Source organism: Novosphingobium humi, from assembly GCF_028607105.1.
GTDB lineage: Bacteria > Pseudomonadota > Alphaproteobacteria > Sphingomonadales > Sphingomonadaceae > Novosphingobium > Novosphingobium humi.
Genome location: NZ_CP117418.1, coordinates 799,195 through 812,517, shown reverse-complemented (window position 1 = coordinate 812,517; position 13,323 = coordinate 799,195). Strand labels below are relative to the sequence as shown.

12 protein-coding genes and 1 pseudogene are annotated in these 13,323 nt (G+C 61.3%); 1 reads left to right on the top strand and 12 read right to left on the bottom strand.

The annotated features are described in order from the left end of the window. Positions 1–18 precede the first annotated feature (18 nt). The 9 genes from PQ457_RS19550 to PQ457_RS19515 all read right to left on the bottom strand — a co-directional run bounded on the left by PQ457_RS19550 (position 19) and on the right by PQ457_RS19515 (position 9,802). The gene (locus PQ457_RS19550; RefSeq protein ID WP_273619481.1) at positions 19–159 is read right to left on the bottom strand and encodes a hypothetical protein; all 141 of its coding nucleotides are present in this window, start codon (positions 157–159) and stop codon (positions 19–21) included. Between the two features lie 261 nt (positions 160–420). After that, entirely contained in the window at positions 421–813 is a 393-nt protein-coding gene (locus PQ457_RS22250) for an NAD-dependent epimerase/dehydratase family protein (protein WP_420540994.1), read from the bottom strand. Positions 814–865: 52 nt separating this feature from the next. Beyond that, a complete protein-coding gene (locus PQ457_RS19545) occupies positions 866–3,325 on the bottom strand; it encodes a TonB-dependent receptor (RefSeq protein WP_273619480.1) in 2,460 nt (819 codons plus the stop codon). A gap of 131 nt (positions 3,326–3,456) precedes the next feature. Then, positions 3,457–4,032: a cytochrome b gene (locus PQ457_RS19540; RefSeq protein ID WP_273619479.1), complete on the bottom strand. Its 576-nt coding sequence runs from the start codon at positions 4,030–4,032 to the stop codon at positions 3,457–3,459. Then, a complete protein-coding gene (locus tag PQ457_RS19535) occupies positions 4,029–5,108 on the bottom strand; it encodes a fumarylacetoacetate hydrolase family protein (protein ID WP_273619478.1) in 1,080 nt (359 codons plus the stop codon). The genes PQ457_RS19540 and PQ457_RS19535 overlap by 4 nt, the downstream gene beginning before the upstream one ends. Continuing rightward, positions 5,086–6,018: a VOC family protein gene (locus PQ457_RS19530; RefSeq protein WP_273619477.1), complete on the bottom strand. Its 933-nt coding sequence runs from the start codon at positions 6,016–6,018 to the stop codon at positions 5,086–5,088. The genes PQ457_RS19535 and PQ457_RS19530 overlap by 23 nt, the downstream gene beginning before the upstream one ends. 66 nt (positions 6,019–6,084) lie before the next feature. Beyond that, positions 6,085–7,017: a LysR family transcriptional regulator gene (locus PQ457_RS19525; RefSeq protein ID WP_273619476.1), complete on the bottom strand. Its 933-nt coding sequence runs from the start codon at positions 7,015–7,017 to the stop codon at positions 6,085–6,087. Positions 7,018–7,035: 18 nt separating this feature from the next. Continuing rightward, positions 7,036–8,052: an amidohydrolase family protein gene (locus tag PQ457_RS19520; protein ID WP_273619475.1), complete on the bottom strand. Its 1,017-nt coding sequence runs from the start codon at positions 8,050–8,052 to the stop codon at positions 7,036–7,038. A 646-nt stretch (positions 8,053–8,698) separates the two neighbouring features. After that, positions 8,699–9,802 (bottom strand): aromatic ring-hydroxylating dioxygenase subunit alpha, encoded by a 1,104-nt coding sequence (locus PQ457_RS19515; protein ID WP_273619474.1) that lies wholly within the window; start codon positions 9,800–9,802, stop codon positions 8,699–8,701. Between the two features lie 101 nt (positions 9,803–9,903). Here PQ457_RS19515 and PQ457_RS19510 point away from each other — a divergent pair, with 101 nt between their 5' ends. Continuing rightward, positions 9,904–10,836: a LysR family transcriptional regulator gene (locus PQ457_RS19510; RefSeq protein ID WP_273619473.1), complete on the top strand. Its 933-nt coding sequence runs from the start codon at positions 9,904–9,906 to the stop codon at positions 10,834–10,836. Here the strand turns inward: PQ457_RS19510 and PQ457_RS19505 are convergent. The 3 genes and pseudogenes from PQ457_RS19505 to PQ457_RS19495 all read right to left on the bottom strand — a co-directional run bounded on the left by PQ457_RS19505 (position 10,749) and on the right by PQ457_RS19495 (position 13,309). Beyond that, entirely contained in the window at positions 10,749–11,039 is a 291-nt protein-coding gene (locus PQ457_RS19505; protein ID WP_273619472.1) for a type 2 periplasmic-binding domain-containing protein, read from the bottom strand. The two genes, PQ457_RS19510 and PQ457_RS19505, sit on opposite strands and share 88 nt — an antisense overlap. Before the next feature lie 362 nt (positions 11,040–11,401). Then, positions 11,402–11,632, bottom strand: a pseudogene (locus PQ457_RS19500) (IS5/IS1182 family transposase); the annotation flags it as partial. A 45-nt stretch (positions 11,633–11,677) separates the two neighbouring features. Beyond that, positions 11,678–13,309: a carboxylesterase/lipase family protein gene (locus tag PQ457_RS19495; protein ID WP_273619471.1), complete on the bottom strand. Its 1,632-nt coding sequence runs from the start codon at positions 13,307–13,309 to the stop codon at positions 11,678–11,680. Positions 13,310–13,323: the final 14 nt, after the last annotated feature.

Sequence of the window (13,323 nt, the reverse complement as noted above, 5' to 3'; positions counted from 1 at the left end):
TGACCGTCTTTTGGTGAATCAGGGGCGCGTCATGGTGCTGACCGAGCGGGGCAGGGGGCTGATCCGCTCGGTGCGCGATGTGCTGGACCGGATCCGCGACACGCTGATCATGCCCGCGCCTTTTGCCCCCCATGCCTGCGTGCGCGAGATCCGCATCATGGCGTCAGATTATGCGGTGACCGGGTTCCTGGCCGCCGGGCTGGCCGAACTGGCGGAGATCGCGCCGGGCCTTACCTTTCACATCCTGCCCCTGTCCGATGATCCGGACCTGTCACTGGCGCGCAGCGAGACCGACTTTGTGCTTCTGCCCGCTACGGCCGCCTCACCCCGCCATCCGCGCCAAAGCCTGTTCGTGGATCGTTTCGTGGTGCTGGGCGCGGCGGACAATCCTGCCTTGCGGGAAGGGATAGACGAAAGCACCTATCGTCGTTTGCGACATGTCGCAGCGGCGCCCAGCACCGCAATGCTGCTGGCAAAGATGATGCGGGGACAGCGGCCTGCCTCGGCCGCCGCATGGATCAACGCCATCGTGGCATCGACATTGACGCGCCAGGCCAGATCAGGGTCCTGTTCCGCCCTGCCGCCCGGAATGGTGGAAAGATGTATAAGCGCATCGCAACCATCTCCAAACACCTTTTGCAGCACCAGGGGATCGCGCAGATCGCCCTCTATGCCCGCGCGCCCGCTAAGCCTTGTGTCGATGGCGACAACCTCATGTTCCGGGGCGAGAAGCGGGAGCAGCGCCCTACCGACAAACCGCCTGCTCCTGTTACCACCACGTTCACTCGGCCAAACCTCCGCCCGTTTATGCATAAATCGACGGCCCGACAGCTTTGCCTGCGCCGGGCCGTCATCTGTTTCTTGCTCAGAACGCGTAACTTGCCCTCACGCCATAGGTGCGCGGCGCGCCATAGCTGGTGACGACGACATTGCCGGTCGTTCCTGCGAATTGCGACAGGGTGGGGATCAGGCGGTTGCCGATGTTCTGCATATAGGCGGTGATCGACCACTTGCCTTCGCGCGGGGCAAGGCGCAGCGAGGCGTCCGCCGTGAAGTCTGCCCCCGAATTTTCAAAGGCCAGATATTCAAAGGACGTGACGCGGTTCGAGCGATAGCGGCCATCGACCGTGGCAACCAGATCATAGTCGCCGATCGGGAAGGTTTGCTCCACCCCGGCGTTAAAGGCCAGCTTGGGCGAATTAAACCCCGGCTTACCCGAACAGTCCACGACCCAAACCGGGCTGGTGGCGCCGGTGGTCGATCCGGGGATCGGCGCGGCGCCCGCCGAAGTGGCGCAGCCCACCACCGGGGGCAGCGCGTTGTTGGTGCTGTTGCGCTGGGTGTTGTAGATAAAGCTGGTCAGCTTGTTGTCGAGCAGCTGTACCGACCCGCGCAGCAGCGTGTTTTCCGCGGCCTTGAACTGAAGGTCGAGATCGATGCCCTGAATGCGGGACCTGCCGATATTCTCGGTAAAGAACGAATTGCCGCCGGTGGAATCGAGGCCAAAATGGGCCACCTGCTGGTTGGTGTAATTCCAGCGGAACAGTTCGAGGTTGAGCTGCAGCCGGTTGTCGAACAGGCGGTTCTTCATCCCCAGCGTCCATGCCGTGATATATTCCGGGTCATAGGTCTCGCGGCCCAGCGCAAAGTTGAAGCCGCCCGAGCGGAAGCCGGTTTCATAGCTGGCATAAAGCAGCGAGCGAGGGGCGACATCAAATTCCACCGCGCCGCGCCATGTGGTGCGGTTGCGGTTCAGCTTCTGGTTGTTGATCACCGGCGTATAGAAAAGCCGATTGCCCGTGGCGCCAAACGCCACCCCGTTGGCCGGGCCGGGCAAGGTGGGCACTGTGATCATCCGCGACAGATCGACATAGGTCAGCGCCACGGGAACCGAGGGGCCGCCAAGGCAGGTGGTCGAAGGCTGTGTCGAGCAGGTTTCGATCAGATTCTTGCCGTCGCCTGCAAAAGTCTTGTCGTCATTGGTGAAGCGGATGCCCCCCACCAGACGCAGCCGGTCGCTGGCATGCAGGGTCAGTCGACCATAGGCGGCGCTCGACTTGTTATGGGCCTGAAAGATCTGGAACGAGTTGACGGTATACTGGCTGAACACCTGCGAACCGTTGACGTGTTCGTCGAAATAGAAGCCGCCGATCTGCCAATCGACCGGCCCGATCCGCTTGCCCGCGATGCGCGCCTCCAGCGTGAACTGGTTGGAATCTTCATGGGAAAGACCGCCGCGGAAGGCGGGACCGTTAAACAGGCTGCGCACCCGCGCATTGCGATAGGCGGGGAGAATGGTCACGTCGCCAAGACTGGTGCGCCAGGTCAGCTCGCCGCTGAAGCCGTAATAGTCATTGTTGACGAACGGGGTGTTGAGCGGGGCGGGGTTGATGCCGGGGCCGCCGATGAACACGTTCGAGAAGAACGCCGCATTGCTGGGCGAGAGCAGGCCCGAGCGCGGGTCGAGCCCGGTGGGCGTGATCGTGTAATTGGCGGGCGATGTGGCGGTAGCGGCGGTTCCTGGCGTGGCCTTGATGGTGTGGGTAAACGTCGCGCCCGGCCCCTTGCCGCCGATATGCGAATAATCGCCGATGATCCGCACCGTCAGATTGCTGGACAGATTGGCCAGGAACTGCGCGCGTACAGCATGGCCTTTTTCATCCGAGGTGCCGTCGCTGTAATAGCCGTCGCGGTCGAGCACCTTGCCGCTGATGCGTAGGGCTGCATTCTCGCCCAGTGGGGCGTTGATGAAGGCTTCGCCGTCAATGGCGTTGTAATTGCCATAGCTTAGCGCCACTCGCCCGGCCCATTTGCCCAAAATCGGCTTGGCCGTCAGCACGTTGATCGCCCCGCCGGTGGCGTTGCGGCCATAGAGCGTGCCCTGCGGACCCTTCAAAACCTCGATGCGGTCGAGATCGTAAAACGCGCCGATGGTCGATCCGGGGCGGCCGTAATAGACGCCGTCCACATTGAAGGCGATGGCCGGATCGGTATAGCCATTGTTGGTGAAATTGCCGACGCCGCGGATGAAATAGCTGGTGTTGGCCCCGCCGCCCCGGCTGATATAGAGCGAGGGCACCGCCGCATTGAGCGCGGTGCTGGAGGTTACGCCCGCGTTAAGCAGTTTGGTGGAGGAGACCACGTCGAGCGGGACCGCCGCCCTTTGCGAGGATTCCGAGCGGTGTTGCGCCGTCACGACGATTTCTGCCAGTCCGTCCTTGGCGCCGGCGGTCTTGGCGATCGGCGTGCTTTCTTGGGCCATGGCGGGCGTGCCAAGCGACAAGGCGCAGACCAGACCGGTCGATCCCAGAAGTAATGCTTTCATTGATCCCTCCCAGCGTTTTTGTGCCGATGACTTTGCATCGTGTTTTCACGTATTCTTCATCGGCCGATGCTATTTTGGTCAAATCGATAGTACTCGCCTCACCTATAAGCCGTGTGAATGGGGTGGCGGGCTCATCGCCCATTCCCCACCCGCAGCCGGGCGATCAAGCCGTCGCGCAGGACGAAATGATGGTGAAGCGCGGCCAGAATATGGCCCAAAACCAAAGCCAACATGGCCAGCGAGAGTACCTCATGCACGCCATGGGCCAGGATTGCGCGCGGCAGGCTGGCGCTGACGGGCAGGAAAGGCAGGTCAAACAGGCCAACGCTGATGGGATGCCGTTTGGGAAAGCTGGATGTTATCAGCCATCCCGAACTCGGCAGCGCCATCATCAAGGCATAGAGCGCGAAATGAACCGCCCCGGCCGCCTTGCGCTGCAATGCGCCGCCATAGGCCAGTGCGGGCGGACGATGGGCCAAGCGCCACACCAACCGCAGCAGGCTGAGTGCCAGAACCAGCAGGCCGACGACCTTGTGCAGGTTCATGATGGTGTCTTCAAAGGAAAGTTCCAGCCAGCCACACACGAAACCCATGACCAGATTGGCCAGGATCAGCACCGCGATGCTCCAATGAAGCAGCGCGGCAGTCTTTGTGTATTGCTGAGCCGACAAAGTCGGCCCAGCTTCCGGCAGGATGGCGCCGGTCACGCCGCCCATTCCGTGATGAAGGGGCCGTAGGTCGGCTTACCCTGCGTCTCTTCGGCCACCACCTTGTTGGTCTGACGGCCCAGATAGGTGATCTCGCTTTCCAGCACATCGCCCGGACGCATCCAGCGGTTGTTGTGCATCGCGCCATTGCCCGGCGGCGAACCCGTCAACAGGAAGTCGCCCGGCATCAGGCGAATACGCTCCGAGGCATAGGACAGGATCTGTTCAGGCTCGAAGATCATGTCGCTGATCGGCCAATCCTGCATGATCTCGCCGTTCAGCTTCATACGGATCTGGACCTTGGAGCGGTCGACGAACTGCTTGGGCACGATGAAGGGCCCGGCGGGTTTGAAGTTGGGCTGATGCTTGCTGATCCAATCATGGCCCCAGCGGACATCGGCGCGCCGGAATTCATCCACAGTGCCCAGATCGTTGACCATCACATAGCCCGCGATCAGATCGCCCGCATCCTCGGGGCGGATATAGCGGCCGGTGCGCGCGACAACGGCGGCAAATTCCAGTTCCCAATCGGGGTGCTCGCCTACCAGAGGCAGCGGAATTTCATCATTTGCGCCGCACAGCGAACTGTGCAGGCCGGTCCAGAAGAAGGGCATGCCTTCGCGGGCGCGGCGGTCGACTTCCTCAAGATTGCGCAGGAAGAAGCTTTCATCGCTCTCGCCTGGCAAGCGCTTGTCCTGATTGAACTTGTTATAGGTCATCATTTCGGCGACATGCTGGCGATAATTCGACCCGGCACACAGCATATTGGGGCGCGAGACGGGGGGCAGGCATTCGACATCGGCAAAGCGCAGGTCGGACCCGGCATCCTTGGCCGAAATATCGGCCAGCAGATCGAGCGCGCGGTCCCAATCCTCAAACAGGGCCAGCGTGTCGGCATAATGCGCGGAGAGATCATAGACTCCGCCGTCGGCCTGAACCAGACCGGCAAACACCTTGCCATGGGCGCGATAGGTGCCGATACCAAAGCTGCCCTTGATCAGGCCCGTGGCTTCATGGATGCCTTCGGGCTGGGGGGCCGGTTTCGGCTTGAGGTCATGCAAAGTAGTTTTGGACATCGCGGTCACTCCATAGATCCATTTCCATATGCTGGATGGCGTGCAGGCCCGCAGGCGCTGTGGCGTTCAGCAAATCGGTGTCTGAGAAGGTTTCGTAACGAAAGCCGTTGGGGTCTTTCCAAACGTCGAAAACATGGCTGCCGAGCGGGTGGCGGCCCACGCCCCACACCTCGTTGCGCTGGCGCTGGGTCAGCCAGCGGTGCGCCATAAACTGTGCTTCGGAATTGGGCACTTCCAGCGAAAGGTGGTGCAGCCCCTGCTTGCCGGGCAGGCCGAACATGCCCACGACGTGGTGATCGACAAATTCATCGCCGCGATTCAAGCGGTAGAAGCCGCCGACCTTAATGTTTTCGTCGCCCACATGGATGAGATCACTGGGGATCAGGCCCAGAACATCGCGGTACCACGCATCGGATGCCTGCCAGTCTTGAACATAGATGCCCACATGGCCCAGCCGGATGACCGGCGGCGGGCCGAGCGGCGACTTTTCCTGCGTGTTGCCGATGCGCGGCTTGTCATACCCTTGATTGAGCAGAAGCGAGGGGGGCAGCGGGTCCGGCGTGCGCTCGGCCACGCCATGGACCAGCGAAATCGTAAAGCCATTGGGATCGCGCAGATCCACCGCCACGCCGCCTCCCGGACCGCCCAGATGACGGATCGCGCCCGCACCATGCCTCATAATCGCATTGTCGAGATCGGCCGCGCTTTCGACTTCAAAGGAAAGGCCGGTGAAAGCGGAGTGTGTACCTTGTTCAAGCACGACAAGGTAGGGATGGCGCCCAAGGCCGCGCAGATAGGTGCGCGGCCCAATGGTATCGACGATGTGAAGCCCGAAATCCTGGGCGAAAGCAATGCCGCCCGACAAATCCTGAACAGCAAGATGAATGTGATGAAGGCCTTTGATCGCCATATCTGTTCTCCCGATGGGAGACATTTGGCCTCAGTGCTCGCATTCGTCTAATCGAAAGGCTGGGCCTTACCCATCGGTGTCATTTATGGGTTGCCCGAATTTGTCCGCGCTGCATGCTGCGATCATATTCTTTAACCACTGCATTCCCGCATCCCGGTTGCGGAGCCGATGCCAGTTCATCACCTGCTGGATGGGCGCGATGGGCACGGGCAGGGAATGGATGCGGATCGGATAAAAGGGCACGAAATGCTCGGCCAGTTTACGATGCATGGTGGCCAGACGGTCTGTTCCCACAACTGATTGGGCCAGCGCGGAAAAACTGGGCACGATCAATTCGATGCGACGCTGTTCGCGGAATTTTTCAAGCGAGAGTTCCGAAAGGGCCTGACGCCTGTCGCGCCCAAAGGATGCCGCCACATGGCCCGCGGCCAAAAATTCTTCGGTCGATATCGCATCGCCATGGCTCGAACCCGCCCATGAAATCAGCACATGCTCGTCCTGAAACAGCGGAACGCTGGGATGCTGGGCCAAAGAGAAGGGTTCGACGGTCAGCATCAGATCCGCTTCGGCTCGTTCAAACCGCTCGGTGGCATCGGTGCTGGGGCGAATGATCTCGAACATCACTCTGGGCGCCTCGCGGGCGGCTTGGGCAATCACTTGGGCCAGCAGGATCGTGTGAATGTAATCCGAGGCAATGATGACGAATTTGCGCGATGACTCTTTGGGGTCAAACTGGCCGGGCTGGGTAATCTCGCTGCGGATCAGTTCCAGCGCCTGACGCACAGGGGCGGCCAATTCTTCCGCCTTATAGGTCAGGCGCATCTGGCGCCCCTCTAGCACCAGCAGATCGTCGCCAAAATATTGCCGCAGCCGGTTGAGCGCCGATGTCACGGCGGGTTGGCTGAGATACAGGCGCCGCGAGGCTTCGGTCACGCTCTGCTCGCTGATCAGCGCATCGAGCGCGACGAGCAGGTTGAGGTCAAGTTTATCGAATCGCATCGGGCTTTTTAACACAAGTCATGGGCATATGCCGTCAATGGTGCTTGCCTGATGGCCCACGTCCAGGCCCAAAAGAGCGGCCGCGTTCAGCCCCAGGATTTTGGCGCGAATGTCGGGGGCAAGGTGGCTGTGGAACTGCACCGGGTCGGGCTCGGCCATATCAAAGGGATAATCGGTGCCCATGCACAGCCGGTCGGCACCATGGCTCTCGATCAGGGCGTCAAGCTGCTGGCGGTCAAACACCAGCGTGTCGAGCCAGACTTGGCGCAGATACTCCGAGGGCGCGCGGTGCGCATGGATGCGGCATTCCGGGCGCACGCGCCATGCATGGTCCATCCGCCCCCAATAGCCGGGCAAGAACCCGCCGCCATGCGCCACGCAAAGTTTGAGCGCGGGATGGGCGTCCAGCACGCCGGAGAAGATCAGGTGGCTCAACGCAATGCTGGATTCCAATGGGTTGCCGATGATATTGTCGAGATAATATTCCTTCAACCGCTCGCCATGGGTGAAGCCGAGCGGATGCAGAAACACCAGTACGCCCAGTTCCTCCGCTGCCGCAAAGAACGGGCGCAGGTCTTCATCGGCTAGTTCGCGCCCGGCAACATTCGAGCCGATCTCGATACCGCGAAGCCCAAGGTCCGATACGCAGCGCCGCATTTCGGCAATCGACATCTCGACATTTTGCAGCGGCACGGTGCCCATGCCCACCAACCGATCGGGCTGCTCGCCCACGGCCTGTGCCATCCGGTCGTTGACCAGCCGGGCGGCCTCACGCCCCACCTCGGGCGGAGCAAAATAGTAATATTGTCCCGGCGACGGACTGATGGCCTGCACATCAACCCCAAGGCGGTCCATATCGAGCAGACGCTCGTTGATTCCGTTCAGCTTGGCGCCGATTTCGGCAAACAATTTGGCATTGGTTGCCCGCGAAGCCGCCGAGACAAAAGTCAACGGATCGGGCGCATCGGGAACCTCTTCGCGGATATACTGATCCGCCGCGCCGACATTTAAATGACAATGCAGGTCTACTACCAATTCGCCCCGGCGCTTGGCGACCGGAATTCGCGGCCGGCAATTCCCGCAATCCACAAGAAGATCATGCGCCATTAGTTCCATCCCCTTTTACCATAAACACTGCTTGTCCATCCGGCCGATTCCGGCTGCTGTGAATGCGTTGACCGTTCCAAGTCAGTTTAGCGCCACGCCGATTGATCGTTGTATCGATTAGACATGCAGCATCCATCAATGCTGTTTATAAGTTTGCCCGCTAGACCACATGATCGCCTGAGGCAGGGTTCCGGTTGAAAAGGATAGCGCCCGACTTTAGGACCTCGATTGCAAGGCACGGCGTGAGGGGGGCTGCGTGGCTACCCTCGCAAAGAGCGTCAATCATGGCAGAATAGGCGTCCAGCCCAGTCGGGCGATGTCTGGACCTTGAGATGGCGCCATCGGTCTGGAGGTTGGCCCGCTGTCGCAGTGGCTCTATGCCGCGATGTTCGAGACGAAGTTGTCAGTGGTGTGCATCGAAACTCTCCGTCATTTTATGGAATTGCGATGGGTATGGGTTCTAAACACGGGCTCGCCCGGTTGGCATATCGGTGCGGTGTTCAGCGTGGTCGACGCGTATGCCGACGGGGCGAGGGCTATTTCAAGGACGAACTAGGCCTTTCGCAAAGCGATATCACGCGCCTGCGCGGTCTCTATCTTCAATAAAGGGCGCGCCCTGATCCGCTCCGGCGTCCTGTTCGCTCGCCGTAACCATCTGGTCTTTCTCGAAACAGCGGGCAATGAATTGCCGTGTGTGGCGACCGCCGACATCGCTTGCAATGTCTATCAGAGGGAGATCGGGCATTGCAAGGAGGCGCGCCTGCTGCAATTCAAGCACTTCCATATCCTCGGCAAAGGTGCGGGCGGTCTGTTCGAATACCACCTCGGGAATGCCGTTGGTCAGGATATTGGTGGCCATCGACCAGAAGTAGTGGGTGGTGGTTTCCGTTTCCGGAGTGATGCCGTGGAAGCCCAGCATGGAAAAGCCATGCTCGCGCCGCCCGTCATAGGCGCCGGTGCCGACATCGCAGGCACCCGTATGGATGCGGATCATCACCGGTTCGAATTCGATCTCCTGCCATCGGTCCACCTTGCCGGTAAAACCCGCGGCGGCAACATAGGTGGGCGGAGGGTCGGAATCGGGCATGTGGCGGCTGACGTGCACGCCATTGGGGCGCTTTTCCGATTGGGTTTTCGTGCGGAAATGCAGCTCCGGATTGCCCCCGATCGTATGGGCATGGATATAGGGCAGGTGGGAGAGATCCATCAGATTATCGACCAGCAATTGCCAATTGCCCCCCACATGGAAATAGGAACTGCGCCAGGCCAGAGCGGGATTCTCATGCACGGGATAATCGGGGATCAGCGCCGGATCGGCCAGGGCCGCATCGCCCATCCAGATCCACAAGAGCCCCTGACGCTCGACCAGAGGATAGGCGCGCACGCGGGCGATGTCGGGCACCTTGTCCTGAGCCGGAATGCGGGTGCAGCGCCCGTCGCCGCCAAATTCCATGCCGTGATAGGGGCAGCGGATCGCCTCGCCCACCACCGGTCCGCTCGACAGGGCCATGGCGCGATGGGCGCAGCGGTCATCCATGGCAAAGGCCTTGCCTGTCTCACTGCGCCACAGGACGACCGGGCGGTTCAGGAATGTTCGGGCCACCCGTGCGCCCGGCGCCAGATCGTCCGCCCAGCCCGCCACATACCAGACATTCTGCAGAAAGGCGGGTTTGCTCATACATTCTCTCCCTTATTATGGGCGACTGTATAGAAGGTTCTGGTATAATCCGTCAGACTGTTTGATGTGATCATCACAATCAGAACAACGGATCATGATCGATGGATTATCGCCGCTTCGACCTCAACCTGCTGGTGGTGCTGGACGCCTTGCTGGAGGAAAGCGGGGTCCATGCCACCGCGCGCCGTCTGGGCATGAGCCAGCCTAATGTCAGCTTTGCCCTTGCCAAATTGCGCAGGACAATGGGCGATCAACTTTTGGTGCGCGACGGGGCGGGGATGCGGCCCACCGCGCTGGGCGAGGCTTTGCGCGAACCCTTGCGGCGCCTGCTGCATGGGGTGGAGCATGAGATTCTGGCCGGGCGGGATTTCGATCCGGCCACGGCCTCGCGCCGGTTTGTGTTATCTACCTCGGACATTGGCGAACTGGTCTTCCTGCCGCGCCTGATGCAGAAACTGGAGCGGTGCGCCCCGCATGTCACGCTGGAATGCCGGTCGCTGCGCCCTGCCGAACTGTCGCGGGCAATGGGTGATGGCGCGGTCGATCTGGCGCTGGGCTATTTCCCCGATCTGGGCGAGGGGCCGTTCATGACGCAAAAGCTGTTCGACCATCCCTTCACCTGCATTGCGCGGTCGGGGCATCCGGCGCTGGACGCGCCATGGACAGCGCAGGCTTTTCTGGCACTGGGCCATATTGTTGTGTCGCAAAGCGGGCGCAGTCAGGAATTGTTCGAGGCGCAACTGGAGCGGATGGGCCTGCGCCGCCGCGTTGCTCTGCAATCGCCCCATTTCATGAGCGTACCCTTGCTGGTGGCCGGATCGGATTTGATAAGCACCGTGCCCAAGGCGGTGGGGGCGCTGTTCGCGCGGATGGCACCGCTGGTGCTGGTTGATCCACCGTTTGAAGCGCCGCTGATCAACATTCAGCAATACTGGCATTTGCGGGTTCAGGACGATCCGGGCGTGGTCTGGTTGCGATCGCTCATCGCGCGACTGTTTCTGGGGCGCGACCCGACGCCGGAGGATATGGCGTAAACCTGGCTTTCGCTGATCCGTTCGGACCATGCGCGAAACTGTTCCATCAGCCAGACAAGGCCGGAGGCCTGCGCGCGGGCGCGGTGGCACTGGATGACCTCGTGCGTGGTGGGAATTTCGACCGGCAGCGGCCAGTAGCGAATCGGCAGATAACGCGCCGCCTTGCGGGCCAGCGATACATGCAGAATGGCCGGATTGCCCATGCCTAACGGCAATTGCGGTACCCCGGCAAAAGTGGTCGTGGCTGACGTAATTGCAGGGGGCGATGAAAAGGTCGATCGAACAAGGGTTTCGGGCGAGACGACCATCGCGCCCGGTGTCGAGGTCCTGTCGCCGGGACGTATGAACAAGGTCAGGCCGTATTATCGGGGACAGCCCTTTGGGTAACTGTGCGTTTCTAGATTGGCCGGTCGGTTCGTTAAGGACATCTATCATGCAGCACCCTCGCGGTGACTGCGGACAGACGCATCAAGCCGACGACGTGATTAAGCCGAATCGGGATTGACAATCGGAGGCTTTGTTGCGCAATGCTTTGCGAACATAAAGTTATGATTATTTGTAATTATTATGCGACCCGCACGGTGTTTGGCATTCCGATTTGAGAGAAGCTATTGAGGATTGCAGTGCGGACTTGGAGCTCGGTTACGTGATGCTCGAAGGTGCGCGCCGCGACGCGTTGGCCTAGCAGCTTGAAACATTGAATCTTGATCTCGACGAGGCTGCGTCGATGGTAACCGCTCCACTTCGTCCAGATGGCCCTGCCCAGTCGTTTCATCGCGCGCAGCGTTTCGTTGCGAACCTCGCCGCTTCAGCGCCGCGTTATACTTGGGCCAATTGTCTTTTAACGAATGTCTTCAGCGCCCGACTGATGCGTGATAAAACGCCGTTCTGCCGCTTCGGGGTCGCGCGCCACCCGGCATTGAGCATCAATGATCATCGTTTCTCGCCGCTCCAGCGTATAGGCCGGCCATAGCGGCTGCCCCTGGGCTCCGGGGCGCCCGGTATGGGCAAATTGTGCCCACATTCGGCTCATGTTCTGGGCGGTTTTCAGGCGGGCGGGATCGCGCGGGCCAAATTCGAGGGCGGTGTTGAATTTCATCGGAATATCCGATGCATGGGGCGAACCTTGCGGATAGGTGGTTCCCTCAACCGGCGTGGGGTCTCGGTAATCAAGGAGATAGGCATAAGCCGGGGCGGATTTCTGGCACGCTTTGGCCTCGGCGATATGGATAGCATGGGCACGCCACGGCGCGGCGGTGGCGATGGCCATATAGAGCTGCGACGGGCTGGCATGGGGCCGGGACGAGCGAAAGGCGGCAATCCATTCGCCCGCGTGCGGCCCGGCCATGGCGGTCACGCGGGCACGCAGGCCCGCCTCATCCAGCCGGAAGGATGCCGGATCAAGCCGGTTGAAAAACACCGCCTCATCCTTGCACCCGCCGATAATCAGCGGTTTATGCGCGGAAATAGCCGGGGCCGAATGCGCAAAGGGTTCTTCTGGCAGGATGGTGCCGTCGATGAAGGGCCAGAACATGACGCTGGGCTGCGCGGATGCGGTTTGATCGGGCAATCGCGTGCCGGGTTGCGATTGGGGATCGCCCCCCATCTGCGCTCTGATCAGCGCCTCGGCGGGCACCGAGAGCAGGGCCTTGGCATCGCTGATCCCCAGACGCTTCATCACTTCGCGGGTGACGACGCTGGCCGCGTCCGGGTCCATATGGCCGGGGCCGATTGGGCTTTCGATCGAGGCCTTGTGAAAATAGGGGGCCGCCGAAGGCATGGCATAAAGGCAGGCCGTCTTGCCCCCGCCGCCGCTCTCCCCAAAAATCGTGACATTGCCCGGGTCGCCGCCGAATGCGGCAATGTTGCGCGCCACCCAGCGCAGCACCATCACCAGATCCATCAGCCCCTGATTGCCGGGATAGTCCTCGCCCAGCAATTGGCCCAGATACAGATAGCCCATGATGCCGAGGCGGTGATTGGATTCCACCACCACCACATCGTTTTCCGCCACCAGCCTTGCCGCATCCTGCCACGGCGTCGAACCGGAGCCGACGACAAAGCCGCCGCCATGCTGATAGACCATGACGGGGCGCGGCTTGCCGTCAAGCGCGGGAGTCCAGACGTTGAGGAACAGGCAATCCTCGGCAGGGGCGGGACGGCCCGGCCCCATCGGTTGGCCCGGAGGCTGGAGCGAGGGGGCGCCAAAACCCGAGGCATCGCGAATGCCCGTCCAAGGCGAAGGCGGCGCGGGCGCGCGAAAGCGGCGCTCTGGCCCGGAGACCGGCCCGCCATAGGGTATGCCCCGGAACACCTTGGCCCCCCGATCGTGGATGCCCAGCAACCGGCCATCCCCGGTTTCCACCAGCGGGCGATCAGGCGCGGCCCCGCGCAACAGGCCCGGCGCGCCGATCATGGCCAAGGCGCCGGTTTGAAGAAAACCGCGCCGGTGGAGCGCATCGAAAACCGCCATCACAAGATCCCCGC